The sequence below is a fragment of the Micrococcus terreus genome, from assembly GCF_900116905.1.
Lineage (GTDB): Bacteria > Actinomycetota > Actinomycetes > Actinomycetales > Micrococcaceae > Citricoccus > Citricoccus terreus.
The window spans coordinates 12,874-36,355 of record NZ_FPCG01000006.1 but is presented as its reverse complement, the minus strand read 5'-3'; the positions used below and the strand labels follow the sequence as shown (position 1 = coordinate 36,355).

Annotated in this window: 21 protein-coding genes; 17 read left to right on the top strand and 4 right to left on the bottom strand. The window is 68.4% G+C overall.

The features are described from left to right. The first annotated feature begins 27 nt into the window (after nucleotides 1–27). The 4 genes from trpS (at nucleotide 28) to BM355_RS08325 (ending at nucleotide 4,097) form a co-directional block, all read left to right on the top strand. Nucleotides 28–1,146: a tryptophan--tRNA ligase gene (gene trpS, locus BM355_RS08340; protein WP_091697204.1), complete on the top strand. Its 1,119-nt coding sequence runs from the start codon at nucleotides 28–30 to the stop codon at nucleotides 1,144–1,146. 142 nt (nucleotides 1,147–1,288) lie between these two features. Beyond that, nucleotides 1,289–2,071 carry an ABC transporter ATP-binding protein gene (locus BM355_RS08335; RefSeq protein WP_091697202.1) on the top strand — a complete coding sequence of 261 codons (783 nt, stop codon included), beginning with the start codon at nucleotides 1,289–1,291 and terminating at the stop codon, nucleotides 2,069–2,071. Then, nucleotides 2,068–3,351 carry an ABC transporter permease gene (locus BM355_RS08330; RefSeq protein WP_091697200.1) on the top strand — a complete coding sequence of 428 codons (1,284 nt, stop codon included), beginning with the start codon at nucleotides 2,068–2,070 and terminating at the stop codon, nucleotides 3,349–3,351. Before BM355_RS08335 ends, BM355_RS08330 begins: the two co-directional genes overlap by 4 nt. Nucleotides 3,352–3,407: 56 nt before the next feature. Then, complete coding sequence (locus tag BM355_RS08325) at nucleotides 3,408–4,097, top strand: hypothetical protein (RefSeq protein WP_245760684.1); 690 nt, start codon at nucleotides 3,408–3,410, stop codon at nucleotides 4,095–4,097. Nucleotides 4,098–4,187: 90 nt separating this feature from the next. On the opposite strand, the gene BM355_RS08320 is transcribed toward BM355_RS08325, so the two are convergent. From BM355_RS08320 to sdhC, 4 genes are all read right to left on the bottom strand, one after another. Further along, on the bottom strand, nucleotides 4,188–4,976 hold the full coding sequence (locus BM355_RS08320; protein ID WP_091697198.1) for a succinate dehydrogenase iron-sulfur subunit: 789 nt from the start codon (nucleotides 4,974–4,976) through the stop codon (nucleotides 4,188–4,190). Further along, a complete protein-coding gene (sdhA, locus tag BM355_RS08315) occupies nucleotides 4,976–6,763 on the bottom strand; it encodes a succinate dehydrogenase flavoprotein subunit (RefSeq protein ID WP_091697196.1) in 1,788 nt (595 codons plus the stop codon). The genes BM355_RS08320 and sdhA overlap by 1 nt, the downstream gene beginning before the upstream one ends. A gap of 64 nt (nucleotides 6,764–6,827) precedes the next feature. Beyond that, complete coding sequence (locus BM355_RS08310; RefSeq protein WP_091697193.1) at nucleotides 6,828–7,313, bottom strand: succinate dehydrogenase hydrophobic membrane anchor subunit; 486 nt, start codon at nucleotides 7,311–7,313, stop codon at nucleotides 6,828–6,830. Between the two features lie 3 nt (nucleotides 7,314–7,316). After that, the gene (gene sdhC, locus BM355_RS08305; RefSeq protein WP_281247572.1) at nucleotides 7,317–7,724 is read right to left on the bottom strand and encodes a succinate dehydrogenase, cytochrome b556 subunit; all 408 of its coding nucleotides are present in this window, start codon (nucleotides 7,722–7,724) and stop codon (nucleotides 7,317–7,319) included. Nucleotides 7,725–7,933: 209 nt separating this feature from the next. On the opposite strand from sdhC, the gene BM355_RS08300 reads away from it, so the two are divergent. From BM355_RS08300 to BM355_RS14625, 13 genes are all read left to right on the top strand, one after another. Then, nucleotides 7,934–9,076: a mannose-1-phosphate guanylyltransferase gene (locus BM355_RS08300; protein WP_425435615.1), complete on the top strand. Its 1,143-nt coding sequence runs from the start codon at nucleotides 7,934–7,936 to the stop codon at nucleotides 9,074–9,076. Between the two features lie 48 nt (nucleotides 9,077–9,124). Then, a complete protein-coding gene (locus tag BM355_RS08295) occupies nucleotides 9,125–10,384 on the top strand; it encodes an amidohydrolase (RefSeq protein WP_091697184.1) in 1,260 nt (419 codons plus the stop codon). Between the two features lie 135 nt (nucleotides 10,385–10,519). After that, nucleotides 10,520–11,641: a BMP family lipoprotein gene (locus BM355_RS08290; RefSeq protein ID WP_091697180.1), complete on the top strand. Its 1,122-nt coding sequence runs from the start codon at nucleotides 10,520–10,522 to the stop codon at nucleotides 11,639–11,641. Between the two features lie 174 nt (nucleotides 11,642–11,815). After that, on the top strand, nucleotides 11,816–13,360 hold the full coding sequence (locus tag BM355_RS08285) for an ABC transporter ATP-binding protein (protein WP_091697178.1): 1,545 nt from the start codon (nucleotides 11,816–11,818) through the stop codon (nucleotides 13,358–13,360). After that, nucleotides 13,357–14,865 (top strand): ABC transporter permease, encoded by a 1,509-nt coding sequence (locus tag BM355_RS08280; RefSeq protein WP_091697176.1) that lies wholly within the window; start codon nucleotides 13,357–13,359, stop codon nucleotides 14,863–14,865. Before BM355_RS08285 ends, BM355_RS08280 begins: the two co-directional genes overlap by 4 nt. Continuing rightward, nucleotides 14,862–16,175: an ABC transporter permease gene (locus BM355_RS08275; protein ID WP_091697174.1), complete on the top strand. Its 1,314-nt coding sequence runs from the start codon at nucleotides 14,862–14,864 to the stop codon at nucleotides 16,173–16,175. The genes BM355_RS08280 and BM355_RS08275 overlap by 4 nt, the downstream gene beginning before the upstream one ends. A 79-nt stretch (nucleotides 16,176–16,254) precedes the next feature. Then, nucleotides 16,255–16,683 carry a cytidine deaminase gene (locus BM355_RS08270; protein ID WP_091697491.1) on the top strand — a complete coding sequence of 143 codons (429 nt, stop codon included), beginning with the start codon at nucleotides 16,255–16,257 and terminating at the stop codon, nucleotides 16,681–16,683. 35 nt (nucleotides 16,684–16,718) lie between these two features. Then, nucleotides 16,719–18,050, top strand: coding sequence for a thymidine phosphorylase (locus BM355_RS08265; protein WP_091697172.1), 1,332 nt, complete (start codon nucleotides 16,719–16,721; stop codon nucleotides 18,048–18,050). Between the two features lie 61 nt (nucleotides 18,051–18,111). Then, nucleotides 18,112–18,783, top strand: a complete 672-nt coding sequence (locus BM355_RS08260) for a DedA family protein (protein WP_091697170.1) — start codon at nucleotides 18,112–18,114, stop codon at nucleotides 18,781–18,783. Between the two features lie 61 nt (nucleotides 18,784–18,844). Next, complete coding sequence (locus BM355_RS08255; RefSeq protein ID WP_091697489.1) at nucleotides 18,845–20,056, top strand: adenosine deaminase; 1,212 nt, start codon at nucleotides 18,845–18,847, stop codon at nucleotides 20,054–20,056. Between the two features lie 32 nt (nucleotides 20,057–20,088). After that, entirely contained in the window at nucleotides 20,089–20,817 is a 729-nt protein-coding gene (locus tag BM355_RS08250; RefSeq protein ID WP_091697167.1) for a MazG nucleotide pyrophosphohydrolase domain-containing protein, read from the top strand. 63 nt (nucleotides 20,818–20,880) lie between these two features. After that, the gene (eno, locus tag BM355_RS08245; RefSeq protein ID WP_091697164.1) at nucleotides 20,881–22,167 is read left to right on the top strand and encodes a phosphopyruvate hydratase; all 1,287 of its coding nucleotides are present in this window, start codon (nucleotides 20,881–20,883) and stop codon (nucleotides 22,165–22,167) included. A gap of 410 nt (nucleotides 22,168–22,577) precedes the next feature. After that, a complete protein-coding gene (locus tag BM355_RS14625; protein ID WP_245760683.1) occupies nucleotides 22,578–23,459 on the top strand; it encodes an FtsB family cell division protein in 882 nt (293 codons plus the stop codon). Nucleotides 23,460–23,482 lie beyond the last annotated feature (23 nt).

Genomic DNA, 23,482 nt, shown 5'->3' with positions numbered 1-23,482 from the left:
CACGACCTTTCGAAGGACCCCACCGAGATGACCGCTGAGCCCACCGCCACCACCGCCGCCGAGCAGAACGCCCGCCGGGTCAGCCCGGCCGACGTGCTGGCCACGGACACCGCGAAGACCGCCCACCTGCCCGGGGCGGGCACCCGCCACCGTGTCCTCTCCGGCATGCAGCCCTCGGCGGACTCCCTGCACCTGGGCAACTACCTGGGTGCGCTGGTCAACTGGGTCCAGGTCCAGGACGACTTCGACGCCTACTACTTCATCCCCGACCTGCACGCCATCACGGTGCCGCAGGACCCGGCCGCGATGATCCAGCGCACCCGGGTGGCCGCCGCCCAGTTCATCGCCGGCGGGATCGACCCGGAGCGCTCCACGCTGTTCGTGCAGTCCCAGGTTCCCGAGCACACCCAGCTGGCCTGGGTGCTGACCTGCATGACCGGGATGGGTGAGGCTCAGCGGATGACCCAGTTCAAGGACAAGGCCGCCAAGCAGGGTGCCGACTCCGCAGGCGTGGGTCTGCTGGCCTACCCCATGCTGATGGCCGCAGACATCCTGCTCTACCAGCCGCACGGCGTGCCCGTGGGAGATGACCAGCGCCAGCACGTGGAGCTCACCCGGGACCTGGCCCAGCGCTTCAACTCCAAATACGGGGAGACCTTCGTGGTGCCCACCGGCTTCTACCCGGAGAACGGCGCCCGGATCTATGACCTGCAGGACCCCACCGCCAAGATGTCCAAGTCCGCGGTCTCCCCGAACGGGCTGATCAACATCCTGGACGAGCCCAAGAAGACCGCCAAGCGGATCAAGTCCGCTGTGACGGACGACGGCACGGAGGTCCGCTTCGACCGGGAGACCAAGCCCGGGGTGTCCAACCTGCTCTCCATCTTCGCCGCCGTCACCGGCCGGTCGATCCCGGAGCTGGAGGAGGCCTACGTCGGGAAGATGTACGGGCACCTCAAGGTCGATCTGGCCGAGGCCGTGGTGGAGCGGCTGGAACCGATCCGCACCCGGGCCCTGGAGCTGCTGGACGATCCGGCCGAGCTGGACCGGCTGCTCGCTCACGGCGCCGTCAAGGCCCGCGAGGTGGCCGCTCCCGTGCTCTCCGAGGTGTACCGCAAGGTCGGTTTCCTCCCTCCGGTGGGCTAGACACGCCGGAATCTCCCCCGTGTGGCGGAGGCCCTGGTGGCGCCGGGCTGACAGACTGGAGTCAGTCCGGCCACCGGGGGGAGACCGCAGACGTCCCTCCCGGAGCGCCGGAGATCCAGCAGCGCTCCACGAAAGGGAACTGATGTCCTCCGTGCCCTCGGCACCGAACAGTCCACCGCCCGAGCCCTCGGGCGCTCACGGCCGGCACCGGGTCGAACCCGTCCTCGAGACCGAGAACCTGGTCAAGGTCTACGGCCGCGGCGAGTCCCGGTTCGACGCGCTCAAGGGGATCACCTTCCAGATCGAGCAGGGCGAGTCCCTGGCGATCATCGGCAAGTCCGGGTCCGGCAAGTCCACCCTGATGCACCTGCTGGCCCTGCTGGACCAGCCCACCGCCGGGGTGGTGGCCATGCACGGCCGTCCGGTCTCCCAGCTGAAGATCAAGGACGTCTCCGGGCTGCGCAACGCCACCTTCGGCTTCGTCTTCCAGCAGTTCTTCCTCAACCCCCACCAGACCGTGCTGGAGAACGTCACCCTGCCGCTGAAGATCGCCGGCGTGGGACGCTCCGAGCGCAACCAGCGCGGCATGGAGGTCCTGGAGCAGCTGGAGATGGCGGACAAGGCCAAGAACAAGGCCACCGACCTCTCCGGCGGCCAGAAGCAGCGCGTGTGCATCGCCCGCGCCCTGGTGAACCGGCCCGAGGTCATCTTCGCCGATGAGCCCACCGGCAACCTGGACACCGCCACCTCCGAGGTGGTGGAGGACATCCTCTTCGGCCTGCACCGTGACCACGGCATCACCCTGGTGGTCGTCACCCACGACGACGACCTGGCGGCCAAGTGCCAGCGTCGCCTGCATATGCAGGACGGGTTGATCGTCTCCGAGGACCGAGGCGTGCTCAGCGGAACGGGAGGTCAGTCATGAAGTCTCTGGACGTCGTCGGGACGGCCCTGACCAACACCCTGCGCTCCAAGATGCGCACCGCGCTCACCGTGATCGCGATCGTGATCGGCGCCTTCGCCCTGACCCTGACCTCCGGTCTGGGATCCGGCGTGAACAAGTACGTCTCCACCATCGTGGACGGCTATGGCGATGACAGTCAGATGTACGTCATGGCCGCCGCCGACCCCACCGCGCAGATGCCCACCGGTGACGGTCCCACCGAGTTCGACCCGGAGAAGGACGGCGCCACCGGTGAGTTCGGGCAGACCATGCTCACCGACCGGGACATCGAGACCATCCAGGGCCTGGACCATGTGACGGCCGTGGAGCCGATCGTGTTCACCAGTGTGGACTACCTCCAGGGCGAGGACGGACGTCAGTGGCAGGTGCCCTCCGTGGGCTTCCCCATCGACGCGCCCTCCCTGGAGCTGGACGCCGGACGGGCGCCGGAGCCCGAGGCCCTGGAGCTGACCGTGCCGAACTCCTGGCTGGAGTCGCTGGGTGCTGAGACTGCCGAGGACGCCGTGGGCCAGACCGTGACCCTGGCCGTGTCCGATGTGGTGGGGGAGCGGCACACCGTGGAGGCCGAGATCGTCGGCATCTCCGCGCCGCTGCCCTCCGGCGTGGGCAGCAGCATTCTGCCCTCCACCGCGTTGAACGCGGAGATCGCCGCCGCGCAGAACACCGGGCTGCCTGAGGACCGTCAGAACACCTACGTCCAGGCCGTGGCCACCGTGGAGGACATGGCCGCCCACGAGATGGACGTGAAGAACGCCCTGGTGGAGAACGACATGATGGGCCTGACCATGGAGGACCAGCTCGGGATGCTCCGCGGCATCATCGACACCGTCACCTGGGTGCTCAACGGCTTCGGACTGATCGCCCTGCTGGCGGCCAGCTTCGGCATCGTCAACACCCTGCTGATGTCCGTCCAGGAGCGCACCCGGGAGATCGGACTGATGAAGGCCCTGGGCATGTCCAACGGCAAGGTCTTCGGACTGTTCTCCATGGAGGCGGTGATGATCGGGCTGATGGGCTCGGTGATCGGCGTCGGCCTCGGTCTGGTCGCCGGACTGGTCGGCAACACGCTGCTGACCGAGGGGCCGCTGAGCGGAGTCGCCGGGCTGACCCTGTTCTCCGTGGACCCGCTGGCCCTGCTCTGGATCACCCTGCTGATCCTGGGTATCGCGTTCCTGGCCGGCACCCTGCCGGCAGCACGAGCCGCACGGAAGGACCCCATCGAGGCCCTGCGCCACGAGTGAGTCCGGCCCCGTGCTGACAGATCTGTACATCACCCCCTGACAGAGAGGACTCCCAGATGAGTCAGAACCTTCCTCCGAACCCACCCCCCGGGCAGGATCCGAACCAGCCGAACCCCGGCCAGCAGTACGGCCAGCCCGGTCAGATGCAGTACCCCGCACCCGGCCAGCCCGGACAGGCACCCGAGCAGGGCAGCCGCTACGGCACCACGCCCTACGCCCAGCAGGGCCAGTACGGTGCACCGGTGGAGCGGCCGGCCAAGATGGACCTGCTGCTCAAGCTCACCCTGGGATCGCTGGTCCTGTGGGTGCTCTCCTCCCTGGTGAGCCTGATCTTCCCGCCCAACGAGGACGCCGTGCGCGAGCAGGTCCGGAACCAGCTCGAGGCCGGCGGCCTGGCCATGTCCGAGGCCGAGCTGGACACCGCTTTGGCGGCATCGAGCGCCATGACGCTGGGGACCACCCTGGTCGTCCTGGTGCTGGGCATCGGCCTGTACCTGCTGGTCTACCTGCCGCTGCGCAAGGGCAAGAACTGGGCTCGCATCCTGGGCATCGTCCTGGCCATCCTGGGCATCGCCTTCTCCGCCTTCGGCTTCAGCGGACTCAGCGTCTACGAGGGACCGGGGCTGATCCTGGCGATCGTGCTGAGCGCGCTGTTCATTGTGGTGAACATCGTCTGGCTGATCACCGCCTTCAACAAGGACGTGGCCGCCTACACCCGTGCTCAGTCGGAGAAGCCCCGGTACTGACACCGAGGGCCTGAGCACCTGCGTCTGAGAACAGAGAAGCCCCGCACCGTTCGGTGCGGGGCTTCTGGTCTGTCTGGTCTCCGCGGGAGATCAGAAGGTGCGGTTCAGGACCGCCTGCTTGACCTCGGCGATGGCCTTGGTGACCTGGATGCCGCGGGGGCAGGCCTCGGAGCAGTTGAAGGTGGTGCGGCAGCGCCACACGCCCTCCTTGTCGTTGAGGACCTCCAGGCGCAGGTCTCCGGCGTCGTCACGCGAGTCGAAGATGAACCGGTGGGCGTTGACGATCGCTGCCGGTCCGAAGTACTGGCCGTCGGTCCAGAACACCGGGCAGGACGAGGTGCACGCGGCGCACAGGATGCACTTGGTGGTGTCGTCGTAGCGGGCCCGGTCCTCCTGGGACTGGAGGCGCTCCTTGGTGGGCTCGGGGCCCTTGTTGATCAGGAACGGCATGATCTCGCGGTAGGACTGGAAGAACGGGTCCATGTCCACGATCAGGTCCTTCTCCACCGGCAGGCCCTTGATGGGCTCCACCAGGATGGGCTTGGACAGGTCCAGGTCCTTCAGCAGGGTCTTGCAGGCCAGGCGGTTGCGGCCGTTGATGCGCATGGCATCGGAGCCGCAGATGCCGTGGGCGCAGGAGCGACGGAACGACAGGGTGCCGTCGATCTCCCACTTGACCTTGTGCAGTGCGTCCAGCACACGGTCGGTGCCGTACATGGTGACGGTCCACTCGTCCCAGTAGGACTCCTCAGAGGTCTCCGGCAGGTAGCGGCGGACCTTGAGGGTGACGTCGAAGCTCTGGATCTCTCCGGATCCGCCGCCCTGGGTGCCCAGGTCGACCTTGGATGCTGGCTCAGCGGCCTCGGTGACAGTGCTCATCAGTACTTACGCTCCATCGGCTGGTATCGGGTGACGACCACGGGCTTGGTCTCGAACCGGATGCCCTTCACGCCCTCCATCTCGGCGTTCTCGTCACGGTAGATCATGGTGTGGGCCATGAAGTTCTCGTCGTCGCGGTCCGGGTAGTCCTCGCGGTAGTGACCACCGCGGGACTCCTTGCGGCCCAGGGCGGCCAGGGTCATCGCCTCGGCGATGTCCAGCAGGTAGCCCAGCTCGAGTCCTTCCAGCAGGTCCAGGTTGAACCGCTGGCCCTTGTCCTGCACGGAGACCTGCTCGTAGCGGTGACGCAGGTCCTCGATCTCGGCCAGTGCGCGGCGGATCGAGTCCTCGTCACGGAACACCTGCATGTCGGCGTCCATGACCTCCTGCAGGCGCGAGCGCAGCTCGCCGACCTTCTCGGCGCCGGTGGCAGAGCGCAGGTTCTCGATGTGCTCGACCGTGGGCAGCTCCCCACCCTCGGGCAACTCCACGAAATCAGCGGTCTGCGCATACTCGGCGGCGTAGATGCCGGCGCGACGGCCGAAGACGTTGATGTCCAGCAGGGAGTTGGTGCCCAGACGGTTCGAGCCGTGCACGGACACGCAGGCCACCTCGCCGGCGGCGTACAGACCCGGCACCACGGTGTCGTTGTCCTGCAGGACCTCGGCCTTGATGTTGGTGGGGATGCCGCCCATGAAGTAGTGGCAGGTGGGGAAGACCGGCACCGGCTCGGTGTACGGCTCCACACCCAGGTAGGTGCGGGCGAACTCGGTGATGTCCGGCAGCTTCTCGTCGATGTGCGAGGGCTCCAGGTGGGTCAGGTCCAGCAGCACGTAGTCCTTGTTCGGACCGGCGCCACGGCCCTGACGGACCTCCTCGGCCATGGAGCGGGCCACGATGTCACGCGGGGCCAGGTCCTTGATCGTCGGGGCGTAGCGCTCCATGAAGCGCTCACCGTCCGCGTTGCGCAGGATGCCGCCCTCGCCGCGAGCGGCCTCGGAGAGCAGGATGCCCAGACCGGCCAGGCCGGTGGGGTGGAACTGGACGAACTCCATGTCCTCCAGGGGCAGGCCCGCACGGTAGGCGATGGCCATGCCGTCACCGGTGAGGGTGTGGGCGTTGGAGGTGGTCTTGTACACCTTGCCGGCGCCGCCGGTGGCGAAGACCACGGACTTGGCCTGGAAGATGTGCAGCTCGCCGGTGGCCAGCTCGTAGGACACGACGCCGGCCACGCGCTTCTGGGTGTAGGGGGTCCCGTCCTCGCGGGTCGCCTCCTCGTCCACCATCAGCAGGTCCAGCACGTAGAACTCGTTGTAGAACTCGACGTTGTGCTTGACGCAGTTCTGATAGAGGGTCTGCAGGATCATGTGACCGGTGCGGTCTGCGGCGTAGCAGGCGCGGCGGACCGGGGCCTTGCCGTGGTCACGGGTGTGGCCGCCGAAGCGACGCTGGTCGATCTTGCCCTCGGGGGTGCGGTTGAAGGGCAGACCCATCTTCTCCAGGTCCAGCACCGCGTCGATGGCCTCCTTGGCCATCACCTCGGCGGCGTCCTGGTCCACCAGGTAGTCACCGCCCTTGACGGTGTCGAAGGTGTGCCACTCCCAGTTGTCCTCCTCGACGTTGGCCAGAGCGGCGCACATGCCGCCCTGAGCCGCACCGGTGTGGGAGCGGGTGGGGTAGATCTTGGTGAGGACGGCGGTGCGCGCGCGCTGGCCGGACTCGATGGCGGCGCGCATCCCGGCGCCACCGGCGCCGACGATCACGACGTCGTACTTGTGTACCTGCATTCGTGGTGTTCCTTAGCTATGAGAACGTCTGAAGTCAGTCTGGAAGGCCGTGTGGGCCCGGGGCTCAGCGGGTCTCGCAGAAGGCGGGGGAGGCCTCGAGGAGGTTGCCGGCGCCGTCCACCAGGCAGGGCTCGAAGGTGAAGATCACCAGGGTGCCCAGGACGATGATCACGACGGTGGCCACGTAGAGGATCATCTTCAGCCAGAACCGGACACCGTCCCGTTCGGCGTAGTCGTTGATGATGGTGCGCACGCCGTTGGTGCCGTGCAGCATGGCCAGCCAGAGCAGGGCCAGGTCCCAGAACTGCCAGAACGGATCGGCCCACTTGCCGGCCACGAAGCCGAAGTCGATGCCGTTGATGCCGTCCCCGACCATCAGGTTGGAGAACAGGTGCACGAAGATCAGCACGACCAGCAGGACGCCGGACAGGCGCATGAACAGCCAGGTCAGCATCTCGAAGCTGCCGCTGGAGCCCTTCGAGCGGAGGTACTTGGGATCGATCCGGCCGGTGCGGGGGGCCGCGATGATGGGTTCAGTGGTGACACTCATGGATCAGTGACCTCCGAAGGCGAGGGACAGGTGACGGATGGAGAAGGCGGCGATGGTCACGACCCACAGGATCAGCACGGCCCACAGCATCTGCTTGTGGTACTTGGTGCCGCCCTTCCAGAAGTCCACCAGGATGATGCGCAGACCGTTGAAGGCGTGGAAGACGATGGCGGCGACGAGGCCGACCTCGCCCACGGCCATCACCGGGTTCTGATAGGTGCCGATCACGGCGTCGTAGGCCTCCGGCGAGACCCTCACCAGTGCTGTGTCCAACACGTGGACCAGCAGAAAGAAGAAGATCACCACACCGGTGATGCGGTGGCCCACCCAGGACCACATGCCCTCATTGCCGCGATAGAGGGTCCCTCGGCCGGACTTCGCCGGGGCCTGCGCTGTCGTCGCAATTGACACTGTTAAACCTCCCAAGGTTTGCAAGGGCGCTGTGACGCGGGGAGCGCGCACTGAGGAGAACGCCGGTGCGAGTGCATTCCTTCATGACAGAGTAGTCCCGATTCAGCCTCTGCGCCTCACTCGCGGCCAGTGTGTATTCGCTCACCCCCATGCCGTACGCCGGTCCTTCCTCCCTGGTCCGGGAGGGCGGCTGGCCTATGCTGACCCCTGTGACCGACCAGACCACTTCAACCACAGCCGTGTCCGGACCAGGACTGGAGCGCTTCGTGGCGGTGATTCCGGCCGGGGGAGTGGGGACTCGACTCTGGCCGCTCTCTCGCGCCGCCGCGCCCAAGTTCCTCCATGACCTGACCGGTTCCGGCCAGACGCTGATCCGTGCCACCTATGACCGTCTGGACGATCTCTCCTCGCGGCCGATCATGGTGGTGACCGGCCAGGCGCACCAGGAGGCTGTCTGCGGCCAGCTGCCGGACCTGGACACCTCAGACCTGGTGCTCGAGCCGGAGCCCAAGGACTCGGCCGCAGCGATCGGGCTGGCCGCGGCCATCCTCCATGAGCGCGACCCCGAAGCAATCATGGGATCCTTCGCGGCCGACCAGGTGATCGGCCCCGTGGACGTCTTCCAGCAGGCCGTGCGGGAGGCGGTGGCCACCGCGGCCTCCGGTCGGATCGTCACGATCGGCATCAAGCCCACCTACGCCTCCACCGGGTTCGGCTACATCCGTCAGGGCGAGCCCCTGGACGTGGACGGCGCCCCGAACGCGCGTGACGTGGCCGCCTTCGTGGAGAAGCCGGCCGAGAAGCTCGCCCAGGAGTACGTGGACTCCGGCGAGTACCTGTGGAACGCAGGGATGTTCGTGGCCCCGGTGGAGCTGATGCTGCGCCACCTCAAGGCCAGCGAGCCCGAGCTGCACGCCGGGCTGACCGAGATCGCCCAGGCGTGGGGCACTGACGCCCAGGATGAGGTCATGCAGCGGATCTGGCCCACCCTGAAGAAGACCGCCATCGACTACGCCGTGGCTGAGCCGGCGGCCGATGCTGGCGACGTCGCCGTCATCCCCGGGGTCTTCACCTGGGACGACGTCGGGGACTTCGCGGCCATCGCCCGCCTGAACCCGGCCAAGGACGCCTCCGGCATCACCGTCATCGGCGACACCCCCCGTGTCTATGCGGACAAGGCCACCGGTGTGGTGGTGACCGACACCCAACGGGTGATCGCGCTGATCGGCGTGGAGGACGTCGTCGTAGTGGACACCCCTGATGCCCTGCTGGTGACCACCACCGAGCACGCCCAGTCCGTCAAGCAGGCCGTGGAGGCCCTCAAGGCCCGCGGCCGCAACGACGTCCTCTGAGTCGTAGCACTGAGTGATCCGCACCTACGGAGCGGTAGCATCCAGACGATGACCGAGAGCCTGCCCCGCACCGCCGGACAGCCCGTGGCCGATGACCCCGGGCTGCCTCGAGTGACGCCCCTGGTGAAGTCACTGGAGTCGGATCTGGTGGCCTTCCGCCGGGATCTGCACCAGCATCCGGAGCTCTCCTATGAGGAGCACCGCACCACCCAGCGGATCCTCGAGCTGCTCACCGACCACGGACTGAGCCCGGTCAAGCTGCAGGACACCGGTGCCTACGTGGACATCGGCGAGGGACCGCTGGTGCTGGGTCTGCGGGCGGACATCGACGCCCTGCCCCTGCCCGAGCGCACCGGTCTGGACTACGCCTCCGCCACCGAGGGCGTGGCCCACGCCTGCGGACATGACGTGCACACCACGGTCATGGCCGGCACCGCCATCGCCATCCACCGTCTGGTGACCGGCCAAGCCGGTCAGATCGACAGCGCCTACGACGACGTCCCCCTCACCGGCCGCGTCCGGGTCATCTTCCAGCCCGCAGAGGAGCGCCTGCCCGGCGGATCCCTCTCCGTCATCCGCCAGGGTGTGCTGGAGGGTCTGCCCCGGATCCTGGCCGCGCACTGCGAACCGCGTTTCGACGTCGGCACCATCGGCACGCGCATCGGTGCCATCACCTCGGCCTCGGACACCGTGAAGATCACGCTGACCGGACGCGGCGGCCACACCTCCCGTCCGCACCTGACCGAGGACATGGTCTATGCCCTGTCCCAGATCGCCGTCAATGTCCCGGCGGTGCTGAACCGCCGGATCGACGTCCGCTCGGCGGTCTCCGTGGTGTGGGGCCAGATCACCGCCGGCGCGGCCCCGAACGCCATCCCGTCCACCGGCTACCTCGCGGGCACCCTGCGCTGCCTGGACGCCGAGGCCTGGCAGTCTGCAGGTGAGCTGCTGGACGAGGTGGTCCAGCAGGTGGCGGCACCGTATGGGGTCAAGGTCAGCCTGGAGCACGTGCGCGGGGTGCCTCCCGTGGTCAACACCGAGGCCGAGACCGACCTGATCGAGGACTCCGCCCGTGCCGAGCTGGGCTCCCGGGCCATCCAGCTCACGCCTCAGTCGATGGGCGGCGAGGACTTCGCCTGGATGACGCAGCAGGTCCCCGGCTCCATGCTCCGACTGGGCACCCGCACTCCGGGTGGCCCGGTCTATGACCTGCACATGGGCGACTTCGCCCCGGACGAGCGGGCGATCGGCGTGGGCATGCGCATCTTCACGGCCGCGGCACTGCGAGCGATGGCCGGGGTCCAGTAGCGGAGCACGGCCCATCCGGCCCGGAATCACGGGGCCAGGGGAGCGTCGGCGTGATCCGCACAACGTTGGGTAAACTCAGGGGTAACAGTCTGCAACACGCACTGCTGCCACATCCCTCGCACCAAAAGGATCATCATGCGCTCTGCATCCTCCTCCCGTCTCTCCCGTTCCGTCGGCGTCCCGGCGGCCCTGCTGGGCGTCTCCGGCCTGCTGCTCGCCGGCTGCGGTGCTGCTCCCGAGGAGTCCGGCAACGGCGCCGGCTCCGGTCCTGCTGAGGACAACAGCGACTACAAGGCCTGCATCGTCTCCGACCAGGGCGGCTTCGACGACCGTTCCTTCAACCAGTCCTCCTACGAGGGCGTCACCGCCGCCAAGGACGAGCTGGGCATCGAGATGGCCCAGGCCGAGTCCAACTCCCCCTCGGAGTTCACTCCCAACGTGAACCAGATGGTCCAGTCCGGCTGCGACTCGATCATCGGTGTGGGCTTCCTGCTGGGCAACACCATCAAGCCGATCGCCCAGGAGCAGACGGACATCCACTTCATCGGTGTGGACGTCACCGACACGGACTTCACCGAGAACGTCCAGCGCATCATCTATGACACGGCTGAGGCCGCCTTCCTGGCCGGCTACCTGGCCGCCGGCACCTCGGAGTCCGGCAAGGTCGCCACCTACGGCGGAGCCGAGATCCCCACCGTGACCATCTTCATGGACGGCTTCGCCGCGGGCGTGGAGCACTACAACCAGGAGAAGGGTGCGGACGTCCAGGTCCTGGGCTGGGACCGCGAGGCCAAGACCGGGTCCTTCACGGGTGACTTCGAGAACCAGGCCGCTGGCAAGACCAACACCACCAACTTCATCAACGAGGGCGCCGACATCATCATGCCGGTGGCCGGCCCCGTGGGCCTGGGCACTCTGGACGCCGTGGTGGAGGCCAACAACGGTGGCGCCTCGGCCAAGGTGATCTGGGTGGACTCCGACGGCTACGAGACCACCGAGCAGGGCGAGGTCATCCTGACCTCCGTGGTCAAGAAGATGGGCGACGCCGTCCAGGAGGTCATCGCCAACGACCTCGAGGGCGAGTTCTCCTCCGAGCCCTACGTGGGCACCCTGGAGAACGGCGGCGTGGACCTGGCTCCGTTCCACGACTTCGACGGCGAGGTGTCCGAGGAGATGAAGTCCGAGCTGGAGGCCATCAAGCAGGGCATCATCGACGGTTCCATCGAGGTCGGCTCGGAGTACTCCCCGGAGCACTGATAGGGTCCTGACGCCGGGGTCCCTCAGGCTCCGGCGTCCGACCTTGACCGAGGTGCCCGGCGGCATCTCCACCCGGCTCGAGGCGGCGGGACGGCACCAGCTGTCCCGCCGCCTCGACGCCGGACCACCCACGATCCCCGCAACGGTCCGGAAGACCAGAACGGCTGCCCCACGGTGAAACTCGAACTACGCGGCATCACCAAGAGATTCGGTGAGTTCACGGCGAACGACTCGATCGACCTGGTCGTCGAGTCCGGCGAGGTCCACTCGCTGCTCGGTGAGAACGGTGCCGGCAAGTCCACGCTGATGAACGTGTTGTTCGGCCTCTACGAGCCGACCGAGGGACAGATCCTGGTCGATGATCAGCCCGTGGCCTTCTCCGGACCGGGCGAGGCCATGGCGGCCGGCATCGGCATGGTGCACCAGCACTTCATGCTCATCCCGGTGTTCACCGTGGCAGAGAACGTCGCCCTGGGAGACGAGCACACCCGCGCCGCCGGCATCCTGGACCTGGAGAGCACCAGGCGCAAGATCCGGGAGATCTCCGATCGCTACGGCTTCCATGTGGACCCCGATGCGATCGTCGAGGACCTGCCCGTGGGCGTCCAGCAGCGCGTGGAGATCATCAAGGCGCTGGTGCGCGATGCCAAGGTGCTGATCCTGGACGAGCCCACCGCCGTGCTCACTCCTCAGGAGACCGACGAGCTGCTGGAGATCATCCGTCAGCTGCGGGACAACGGCACCGCCATCGTCTTCATCTCCCACAAGCTGCGTGAGGTCAAGGCCATCTCCACCCGCATCAGCGTGCTTCGACGCGGCAGACTGGTCGGCACCGCCGACCCCTCTGCGGAGCAGTCCGAGCTGGCCGCCCTGATGGTCGGCCGCGATGTGGTCCTGAATCGCCAGAAGTCCGCACCGAAGGTCGGCGAGGAGACCTTCGTGGTCCGTGACCTCACCGTGCTGAGCCCCACCGGCCAGCGGATCGTGGACCATGTCTCCTTCGGCATCCGCCAGGGCGAGATCCTGGCGGTGGCCGGTGTCCAGGGCAACGGCCAGACCGAGCTGACCGAGGCCATCATGGGGCTGCACAAGGCCTCCGGCTCCATCCGGCTGGACGGTCAGGAGCTGCTCGGCCGCACCACCCGCCAGATCATCCGCGCCGGGGTCGGCTACGTCCCCGAGGACCGGTCCACCGACGGTCTGGTCGGCTCGTTCTCCGTGGCCGAGAACATGGTGCTGAACCGCTTCGATCAGGCTCCGGCCGGCAACGCCGTCCAGCTGAGCCCCTCCGCGATCCGCGAGTTCGCCGCGCAGCGAGTGGAGACCTTCGACGTCCGCACCCAGGGCGTGGACGTTCCCGTGAGCACCCTCTCCGGCGGCAACCAGCAGAAGGTGGTCATGGCCCGAGAGCTGGTGGACGGCCTCAGCCTCTTCATCGCCTCTCAGCCGACCCGCGGCGTGGACGTGGGCTCCATCGAGTTCCTGCACGACCGGATCGTCCAGGAGCGTGACGCAGGCACCCCGGTGCTGATCGTCTCCACCGAGCTGGACGAGGTCCTGGAGCTCGCCGACCGGATCGCTGTGATGTACCACGGCAAGATCATGGGCATCGTCCCCGGTGACACCTCACGTGACGAGCTGGGCCTGATGATGGCCGGCATCCAGCATGAGGTCCAGCACGACCAGCACACCGTGACCCAGGAGGGAACCCGGGCATGAGCTCCACTGCCACCACCGAACGACCTGAGCGCGGTGCCAGCCGCTCATCGGCCCAGACCACCTCGGGAGCCGGGTCCTCCGGCTCTGTGATGCGCGAGATCATGTCCGGCAACGGCATGGTGACCGTGCTGGCCATCCTGCTCTCGCTGATCATCAGTGCCCTGCTGATCATCTTCACCAACCAGGACTTCCTGGACGCCGCGGCCTACTTCTTCAGTCGCCCCATGGACGCCTTGGCCGCCGCCTGGACTGCTGTGACCAGCGCCTATGCGGCACTGTTCCGTGGCTCCATCTTCAACTACGAGGCCTCGAGTGTCACCGGGATGTTCCACCCGCTCACCGAGACCCTGACGGTGGCCACCCCGCTGATCATCATCTCGCTGGGCATCGCCATCTCCTTCCGCGCGGGCCTGTTCAACATCGGTGGCCAGGGCCAGATGATCTTCGGGGCCATGTTCGCCACCTGGTTCGGCGTCCACCTGCAGCTGCCCGCCGGGATCCACCTGCTGCTGGTGCTGATCATGGGCATCCTCGGCGGTGCCCTGTGGGGTTCGGTGGTCGGAGCGCTCAAGGCCTGGACCGGTGCCCATGAGGTGATCCTGACGATCATGCTCAACTACGTGGCCATCAACCTGGTCACCTACCTGCTCTACACTCCGGTCCTGCAGGCCGAAGGCTCCACGAACCCGGTCTCGGACGCCCTCGAGCCGACAGCCCTGTTCCCGCCGCTGATCGGTGACAGCTTCCGGCTGAACTGGGGGTTCGTGGTGGCCATCCTGGCGACCGTCTTCGCCTGGTGGCTGTTGAGCCGGTCCACCATCGGCTTCCGGCTGCGCGCCGTGGGTGCCAATCCCACGGCCGCCCGCACCGCCGGCATCTCCGTGCGGTCCATGTACATCACCGCCATGGCGATCTCCGGTGGTCTGGCCGGCCTGGCCGGCATGGCCCAGGTTTCCGGCACCGAGAAGGTGCTCAACACCGATGTGGCCGGATCCTTCGGCTTCGATGCCATCACCGTGGCCCTGCTGGGCCGGTCCAACCCGATCGGTGTCTTCTTCGCCGGCCTGCTCTTCGGTGCGCTGCGTGCCGGTGGCGTGACCATGCAGGTCGAGACCGGTGTGCCGATCGACATCGTGCTCGTGGTCCAGTCCTTCATCGTGCTGTTCATCGCCGCACCTCCGCTGGTCCGCACCATCTTCCGTCTGCCCCAGCCCGGAGCCCTCAAGGCCCGCACCTCGGCCGACCCGGTGACCCAGCCGCTGGCCGCCGGTGTGGCCGCCTCCACCACCGCCACCGCTGACGGCACCACCCATGCACCTGCCGGTGCCACGGGTGACGGAGCCGGTCTGGCTGATGCGGAGGAGGAGGCCACCGCCGACGAGGCTGATGTGTCATCCACACCGCCGGACAGCGGACCGCCCCTGGGGTCACACCCCACGGCAGAGGAGGTCCACCAGGACGAGGACGCCCGTCGCCGGGCCGCCGGGGAAGGGGAGCAGCTGTGAGCCACACCGTCACCGCCACTGACTCCAGGTCAGAGACTCCGCGCCCCCAGGCGCAGACGCCCGAGCAGGACGTGGTCCGCCACTGGAACACGCCGATCGTCTTCGCGGTCTTCACTCTGGTCTCCCTGCTGCTGTTCACGCTCAACGCCTCCGGCAAGAGCGCGACCTTCCGCATCTCCACCCCCAACGACGCCGTCCACATCCCGGACCTGGTGGCCCCCACCGTCCCCGTGGGCTGGGTGATCACCCTGCTGATGGCCGCGCTGACCGTCTGGGCCTTCGTCTCGGTGTCGCGGGGACGCAACGTGGCCGGCTGGCAGGCCGCCCTGTTCGCTCTGCTGCTCGTGGCCGGGTTCCTGGTCTGGGTGGTCGGCTCCGCCCAGAACACCTCGGTGTTCCTGACCGGGCTGATCGCCGGGTCCTTCGTGCTGGCCGTGCCGCTGATCTTCGGCTCCATGGCCGGTGTGCTCTCCGAGCGCGCAGGCGTGGTCAACATCGCCATCGAAGGCCAGCTGCTGGCCGGTGCCTTCACCGCAGCCGTGGTCTCCTCCATCACCGACTCGCCGTGGGCAGGCCTGCTGGCGGCCGTCGTCGCCGGGGTGCTGGTCTCCGTGCTGCTGGCGGTGTTCTCCATCAAGTACCTGGTCAACCAGGTGATCGTCGGCGTGGTGCTCAACGTGCTGGTGGCCGGACTGACCAGCTTCCTGTTCTCCACCGTGCTGGCACCGAACAGCTCCACGCTGAACTCGCCCTCGCACTTCACCAGCATCCGCATCCCGGTGCTGGCGGACATCCCGATCATCGGCCCGATCCTGTTTGACCAGACCGTGCTGGGCTACGGCATGTACCTGATCGTCGCCGCGCTCTACATCGGCCTGTTCCACACCAAGTGGGGACTGCGTGTGCGCGCCGTGGGCGAGCACCCCAAGGCCGCAGACACCGTGGGCATCAAGGTGCTGCGCACCCGGTACATCAACGTGCTGCTGGCCGGTGCGATCGCCGGCATGGGCGGAGCGTTCTTCACCCTGGTCAGCTCCTCGTCCTTCTCCAAGGAGATGACTGCCGGTCAGGGCTTCATCGCGCTGGCGGCCGTGATCTTCGGACGCTGGAACCCGATCGGCGCGTTCTTCGCCGCCCTGCTCTTCGGCTTCGCCACCAACCTGCAGTACGTCCTGGCGATCCTGGGCACTCCGGTGCCCAGCCAGTTCATGGCGATGCTGCCCTACCTGGTGACCGTCTTCGCGGTGGCCGGACTGGTGGGCCGCTCCCGCGGGCCGGCCGCCGCCGGTACGCCGTACACCAAGGAGTGACGTGAGCTCAGACCCCGATTTCACCGACGACGTCTCCGACGGCTTCGAGGACGAGCTGTTCACCGCCTCCATCCCGCTGGTGCGCAGCGAGTCCAGCATCGACTGGGGCCGTCTGGAGTCCGCCGCTCGGGCCGCCATGACCCGCGCCTACGTCCCGTACTCCGGATTCCCGGTGGGGGCCGCAGCGCTGGTGGAGGACGGGCGGATCGTGGCCGGCTGCAACATCGAGAACGCCTCCCTGGGGCTGACCCTGTGCGCCGAGTGCTCGCTGGTCTCCGAACTGCACCGCACCGGAGGAGGGCGCCTGGTGGCGTTCTACTGCGTGGACGGACGCGGCGAGATCCTGATGCCCTGCGGCCGCTGCCGCCAGCTGCTCTACGAGTTCCATGCACCCGGCATGAAGCTGATGAGCACCCAGGGCGTGAAGACCATGGACGAGATCCTGCCTCAGGCCTTCGGACCTGAGGACATGGCCGCCGCTGAGCAGCGCGGCCGCACCCAGACCTGACCCTGACTGTCCCCGAGAAAGGACATCACCCCCACATGAGCGCTCCCACGCACGAGCCCTTCGACGCGATCGAGATCATCCGCACCAAGCGCGACCGCCAGCAGCTGAGTCCGGAGCAGATCGACTGGGTGGTGGACGCCTACACGCGCGGGGTGGTGGCCGATGAGCAGATGGCCGCGCTGAACATGGCCATCCTGCTCAACGGGATGGAGCGGACGGAGATCGCCCGTTGGACCCAGGCGATGATCGCCTCGGGTGAGCGCCTGGACTTCTCCGGGCTGCGCTCTCCCGACGGCGTCACTCGCCCCACAGCGGACAAGCACTCCACCGGCGGCGTGGGTGACAAGATCACCCTGCCGTTGGCTCCGCTGGTGGCGGTGTACGGCGTGGCCGTCCCGCAGCTGTCCGGCCGCGGACTGGGTCACACCGGCGGCACCCTGGACAAGCTCGAGGCCATCCCCGGCTGGCAGGCGAACCTGACCAACCAGCAGATGATGGACCAGCTCTCGGAGATCGGTGCGGTCATCTGTGCCGCTGGGTCCGGACTGGCCCCGGCGGACAAGAAGCTCTACGCACTGCGTGATGTCACCGGCACGGTGGAGGCCATCCCGCTGATCGCCTCCTCGATCATGTCCAAGAAGATCGCCGAGGGCACCGGGACCCTGGTGCTGGACGTCAAGTGCGGCTCCGGTGCGTTCATGAAGAACGAGCAGGACGCCCGCGAGCTGGCCCGCACCATGGTGGACCTGGGCCGGGACGCCGGAGTGAACACCACCGCGCTGCTGACCGACATGAGCACACCGCTGGGCCTGACCGCAGGCAACGCGATCGAGGTCGAGGAGTCCGTGGAGGTGCTGGCCGGCGGCGGTCCGGCCGACGTGGTGGAGCTGACCGTGGCCCTGGCCCGGGAGATGCTCGCCGGTGCCGGAGTGACCGACCAGGACCCCGCCGAGGCGCTCAAGGACGGCCGCGCCATGGATGTCTGGCGCAAGATGATCTCCGCGCAGAGCGGCGACCCGGACGCGGCCCTGCCCCAGGCGAGGGAATCGCAGGTGGTGACGGCGCGGTCGTCGGGAATCCTGTCTCGCCTGGATGCCATGTCCGTCGGACTGGCCGCCTGGCGGCTGGGCGCAGGGCGGGCCCGCAAGGAGGACCCGGTGCAGGCCGGAGCGGGTGTGCGGATGCACGCCAAGCCGGGCGACACTGTGCAGCAGGGGCAGCCGCTGATGACCCTGCTGACCGACACCCCGGAGGCCTTCGACCGTGCGCTGGCAGCCCTGGAGGGCGGCTACGACATCTCCGCCGAGGGCTCGGACGAGGCGCGTGCCGCGCTCGAGCGTCCCCTGGTGATGGACCGGATCAGCTGACCGGACCGGGGACGGGACGCTGAACGGCCGGGGCCGGTGACGGGGGAGTGATGCACAGCAGATGATGGACCAGATCAAGGACGCCATCCTGCACGCCGCCGGGCAGTGGTGGGTGCTGCCGCTGACGTTCGTGCTGTGCGTGGTGGACGGGTTCTTCCCCGTGGTGCCCTCGGAGTCGGTGATCGTGGCGCTGGCCTCCATCTCCGGCGGCGGCGAGGGCGTCTCCCTGTGGCTGCTGTGGCTGGTGGGCATGGCCGGGGCCGTCATCGGTGACCAGATCGCCTACTCGATGGGACGGCGGATCGGCACCGACCGGTTCCGCTGGATGCGCACCCGCACCGTCCAGCGTGCCGTCTCCTCCGCCCGGCACGCCCTGGAGTCCCACGGTGCGTTCGTGATCACCACCGCCCGGTTCATCCCCGGTGGGCGGGTGGCCGTGAACTACACTGCCGGGGCCACCCGCTTCCCCCGGAAGTGGTTCACCCTGCTGGACGTGATCGCCGCGATGATCTGGTCCGGCTACTCGATCGGGATCGGACGGGCCACCGCGGGCTGGTTGGACAACCCGATCCTGCAGATCCTGGTGGCCGTGGTGGCCGCCGGGGTGATCGGCTGGATCATCGACGCCGTGCTCAAGCGGATCTACGCGCGGGTGCTGCGCCGGGCCCAGGCCGCCAGCCCCGCACCGCCCCTGGTGGTGGACGGGGACGACGTAGACTCGCCCCGTGACTGAGACTTCGCCCCAGAACGCGCCCGAGAACCCGAACCACCTCACCGATGAGCTGAACGAGGAGCTGACCGAGAGCCCCTTCGGCTTCGACGCCCCCTCCCCCCTGGAGATCGACCTGGCCGCCCTGCCCAAGGTCAGCCTGCACGACCACCTGGACGGCGGACTGCGCCCGGCCACCGTGCTGGAGTTGGCCCAGCAGATCGGCCACGAGCTGCCCGCGGACAACGCCGATGACCTGGCCACCTGGTTCACCGAGTCCGCCAACGCCGGCTCGCTGGAGCGCTACCTGGAGACCTTCGACCACACCATCGCCGTGATGCAGACCGCCGAGGGCCTGCGCCGGGTGGCCCGCGAATTCGTGGAGGACCTGGTGGAGGACGGCGTGGTCTACGCCGAGATCCGCTGGGCCCCCGAGCAGCACCTGCGGCAGGGACTGACCCTGGACGAGGCCGTGGAGGCGGTCCAGGCCGGACTGCAGGAGGGGATGGACGCGGCGGAGGCCGCCGGGACCGCCATCCAGACCGGCCAGCTGATCACCGCCATGCGCCACCTGGACCGCGCCCAGGAGATCGCCGAGCTGGCCGTGCGTCACCGCCACGCCGGCGTGGTCGGCTTCGACATCGCCGGCCCCGAGGCCGGGTTCCCGCCCAGCCGCTTCACCGAGGCCTTCACCTGGCTGGCCGCCCAGCACCTGCCCGCCACCGTGCACGCCGGCGAGTCCGACGGCGTGGCCTCCATCCAGGACGCGCTGCTCAACGGCCGCGCCCAGCGTCTGGGCCACGGCGTGCGGATCGCCGAGGACATCACCGTGGAGTTCGGCGGGACCGACGAGGACGGCCGGCTCCTGGGCGAGGACGTCGCCCTGGTGGACCTGGGCGAGACCGCCGCCTGGGTGCGCGACCGCGAGATCGCCCTGGAGGTCTGCCCGTCCTCCAACCTGCAGACCGGCGCCGTGGCGGCCTTCGGCCCGGACATCACCACCCACCCGATCGACATGCTCCACCAGCTGGGCTTCCGCATCACCGTCAACACGGACAACCGCCTGATGAGCGGGGTCTCCCTGACCGACGAGCTGTACCTGCTGGCCGAGACCTTCGACTACGATCTCGAGGACCTGCTGGACTTCCAGCTCAACGCCGTGGAGGCCTCCTTCCTGCCGCTCGAGGAGCGCGAGGCCCTGGCCGAGCTGATCGTGGAGTCCTGGGGCGATGTGATCGCCGGAGAGGACTCCGAGTCGAGCGTTCCGCGTCTGGCAGCCCTGCCGGACGAGGACTGACTGGCCGTTGCCGGAGCGGACCGCGCATCAGCATGAGTGAACAGATGGACCGCCTGGTCTGGGTGGTGGCGCAGCTGCGGCAGCACTGCCCCTGGACCAGGCGGCTCACCCACCCGGTGCTCACCGAGTACCTGGTGGAGGAGTCCTACGAGGCGCTCGAGGTGATCGAGTCCCGCACCGCACCCTGGGATGCCTCCGCGGTGGCCGACGGGGACGACGAACGCCTCCGCCTGGAGATGGGCGACGTTCTGTTCCAGGTGGTGCTGCACTCGGCGATCGCCTCCGGCCACGGCGGCTTCACCCTGGACACGGTGGCCGAGGCCATCACCGCCAAGATGATCCGCCGCAACCCGCATGTCTTCCACGCGGACGGCACCCTGCGCTCCGAGGAGGAGCTCGCCGCCGCGAGCATCGCGGACATCGAGAAGGCGTGGGAGCGGATCAAGGCCGAAGAGCGGGCGCGGGAGCCCGCCGCACCTGACTCGCCGTTCGCCTCCCTGCCCGCGCACCTGCCCGCTCTGGCCTCCGCCGGGAAGGTGGTGGACCGTGCCGCCCGGCAGGCGGTGGACCCGCTGCCCGAACCTGAGGCGCCGTCGTCGGGAAGCGCCGCAGAAGCCGACCGGCTGGAGCAGGCGCTGGCGGACGAGGAGGCCCTGGGGGCGGAGCTGTTCCGGCTGGTGCAGCTGGCCCGCCGGGCGGACCTGGACCCGGAACGGGCGCTGCGCCGCCATCTTGCGGCCCTGCGTCAGGGTCGGAGGTAGGCTGGCCGTGTCCAGCCATCAGCGCTGTCAGCTGGATCCACCTGCCTTCAAAGGAGACTGCACATGGCCTTGATCGACGCCATCCACGCCCGCGAGATCCTCGATTCCCGCGGCAACCCCACCGTCGAGGTGGAGGTGCTGCTGACGGACGGAGCCATGGGCCGCGCGGCGGTTCCCTCGGGCGCCTCCACGGGCGAGTTCGAGGCCGTCGAGCGCCGTGACGGAGACAAGAAGCGCTACCTGGGCAAGGGTGTGCAGGACGCGGTGACCGCCGTGATCGAGCAGATCGCCCCGGAGCTGGAGGGTGAGGACGCCACCGACCAGCGCCTGATCGACACCCTGATGCTGGACCTGGACGGGTCCGAGAACAAGGGCAAGCTCGGCGCCAACGCCATCCTGGGCGTCTCCCTGGCCGTGGCGGACGCCGCCTCGGCCTCCGCTGACCTGTCCCTGTTCAAGTACCTGGGCGGCCCCAACGCGCACGTGCTGCCGGTGCCGATGATGAACATCCTCAACGGTGGCGCGCACGCGGACTCCAACGTGGACATCCAGGAGTTCATGATCGCCCCCATCGGTGCGCCGAGCTTCCGTGAGGCCCTGCGCTGGGGTGCCGAGGTCTACCACACGCTCAAGAAGGTCCTGCAGGAGAAGGGTCTGGGCACCGGCCTGGGCGACGAGGGCGGCTTCGCCCCCTCCCTTCCCTCCAACCGCGAGGCCCTGGACCTGATCACCGAGGCGATCAAGAAGGCCGGCTACAAGCCCGGCACCGAGATCGCCCTGGCCCTGGACGTGGCCTCCTCCGAGTTCTGCCAGAAGGGCACGTACACCTTCGAGGGTCAGAAGCGCTCTGCGCAGGACATGGTGGCCTACTACACCGAGCTGGTGGACTCCTACCCGCTGGTCTCGATCGAGGACCCGCTGGACGAGAACGACTGGGACGGCTGGAAGGCCCTGACCGAGGCCCTGGGCGACCGCGTGCAGCTGGTGGGCGACGACCTGTTCGTCACCAACCCCGAGCGTCTGCAGCGCGGCATCGACGAGGCCTCCGGCAACGCCCTGCTGGTCAAGGTCAACCAGATCGGCTCGCTGACCGAGACCTTCGACGCCATCTCCCTGGCCCAGCGCCACACCTTCAACTGCATGATCTCGCACCGCTCCGGCGAGACCGAGGACACCTTCATCGCCGATCTGGCCGTGGCCACCAACGCCGGCCAGATCAAGACCGGTGCCCCCGCCCGCTCGGACCGTGTGGCCAAGTACAACCAGCTGCTGCGCATCGAGGAGGAGCTGGGCGACTCGGCGGTCTACGCCGGCGCCTCCGCCTTCCCACGGTTCACGAAGAAGAAGTGATCCTGCCCAGCTGAGGACCCGGCTCCGCCGGATTCCCGACGACGGCCCCGTCACCTCCCAGCACCACGCTGGCCGGTGCGGGGCCGTCGCCGTTGCCGCGATCTGTGATGCACCGTTCGACGGATCGGCAGGATCTGTTGCAGAGAGTGGCGAGGATCGGGCCGCAGACCGACGAATCGTGCAACACGGTCGGGTTGAGCGGCGAACGGTGCAACTGAGATCTCTGCGCTGGGGTGCCGTGCCGCAGAGCTCTGCAGCGAGACATGACATGCCCTTGTTCGGCGTGGCAGGGCGCGCCCTCGGGGGGATCTGGGCGCCTCGGCACTACCGTGGTCAGTGACCCCACACCTGCTGCCCAGACGGAGGGATGCGCCATGGCCAGCCGCCGACCTCGAGTCCCTCGCTCTGCCATGAGCCGAGCCGCCGTCTCCGTGCCCTCCGGGCAGACGGAACTGGTCTCGGCTGCCGAGACCGCCGCTGAGGCCGCCGCTGATCCGCAGGTGGCTCGGTCGGTCAGCCACGCAGGCTCCCACCCGGTGACCCGCCACTCGGCCAAGGTCATCCCGCTGGACTCCGCGCCCCGTCAGCAGTCCCGTCCCCGTCCCACCCCGGAGCAGCGCCGCGCTGCCGAACGCCGGGCACTGCTGGAGCGCTCCGTCCGTCCGCATGTCCCGTCGGCCGGCACCTCCGCGCGTCCGGAAGGGCCCGCAGGCCGTCCAGCCGGCGCCGAGCGCAAGGCCCCGGGCGCTGGTGGCGGCCGTCCGTCGTCGGGAGCCTCCCGCTCCACCGGCCGCGCCGCCCGACCGGTGAAGCCCACCGGCATTCCGGCCACCCACGGCTCCACCGAGTCCGTGACCAAGGTGCTGCGTGCCCAGCAGCCTCGCACTCAGGCACCGGTCAAGCCGATCCCGGCCCGCAGCTTCTCCGGGCGCAGCATCGCACTGCTGGTGGTGGCCATGGTCGCGGCCATCCTGGTGGCGCCCACCCTGCGGGTGTTCCTGAACCAGCAGGCCGAGCTGACCGGCGTGCAGACCGAGATCGAGCAGCAGCGTGAGCTCCAGGGCGAGCTGACCGCGCAGATCAAGCGCTGGGAGGACCCCGCCTACGTCCAGCAGCAGGCCCGGGACCGCCTGAACCTGGTCATGCCGGGGGAGAAGAAGTACATGGTGATCGGCGGTGAGGCGGCCCTGCCGGAGACCGCCGAGGCGGCGTCCGATCCCGGCGCCGTGAACCCGGATATGCCCTGGGCCGACGGTCTGTGGGATTCTGTGGTGCGGGCCGCGACCGACTGACCGGCCCTTCAGAGACCCTCGGA

Excerpts from the sequence above, each read along its gene's own strand:
- trpS (WP_091697204.1), top strand. The coding sequence starts at position 28 with ATGACCGCTGAGCCCACCGCCACCACCGCCGCCGAGCAGAACGCCCGC.
- BM355_RS08335 (WP_091697202.1), top strand. The coding sequence starts at position 1,289 with ATGTCCTCCGTGCCCTCGGCACCGAACAGTCCACCGCCCGAGCCCTCG.
- BM355_RS08330 (WP_091697200.1), top strand. The coding sequence starts at position 2,068 with ATGAAGTCTCTGGACGTCGTCGGGACGGCCCTGACCAACACCCTGCGC.
- BM355_RS08325 (WP_245760684.1), top strand. The coding sequence starts at position 3,408 with ATGAGTCAGAACCTTCCTCCGAACCCACCCCCCGGGCAGGATCCGAAC.
- BM355_RS08320 (WP_091697198.1), bottom strand. The coding sequence starts at position 4,976 with ATGAGCACTGTCACCGAGGCCGCTGAGCCAGCATCCAAGGTCGACCTG.
- sdhA (WP_091697196.1), bottom strand. The coding sequence starts at position 6,763 with ATGCAGGTACACAAGTACGACGTCGTGATCGTCGGCGCCGGTGGCGCC.
- BM355_RS08310 (WP_091697193.1), bottom strand. The coding sequence starts at position 7,313 with ATGAGTGTCACCACTGAACCCATCATCGCGGCCCCCCGCACCGGCCGG.
- BM355_RS08295 (WP_091697184.1), top strand. The coding sequence starts at position 9,125 with ATGACCGAGAGCCTGCCCCGCACCGCCGGACAGCCCGTGGCCGATGAC.
- BM355_RS08290 (WP_091697180.1), top strand. The coding sequence starts at position 10,520 with ATGCGCTCTGCATCCTCCTCCCGTCTCTCCCGTTCCGTCGGCGTCCCG.
- BM355_RS08280 (WP_091697176.1), top strand. The coding sequence starts at position 13,357 with ATGAGCTCCACTGCCACCACCGAACGACCTGAGCGCGGTGCCAGCCGC.
- BM355_RS08265 (WP_091697172.1), top strand. The coding sequence starts at position 16,719 with ATGAGCGCTCCCACGCACGAGCCCTTCGACGCGATCGAGATCATCCGC.
- BM355_RS08260 (WP_091697170.1), top strand. The coding sequence starts at position 18,112 with ATGATGGACCAGATCAAGGACGCCATCCTGCACGCCGCCGGGCAGTGG.
- BM355_RS08250 (WP_091697167.1), top strand. The coding sequence starts at position 20,089 with ATGAGTGAACAGATGGACCGCCTGGTCTGGGTGGTGGCGCAGCTGCGG.
- eno (WP_091697164.1), top strand. The coding sequence starts at position 20,881 with ATGGCCTTGATCGACGCCATCCACGCCCGCGAGATCCTCGATTCCCGC.
- BM355_RS14625 (WP_245760683.1), top strand. The coding sequence starts at position 22,578 with ATGAGCCGAGCCGCCGTCTCCGTGCCCTCCGGGCAGACGGAACTGGTC.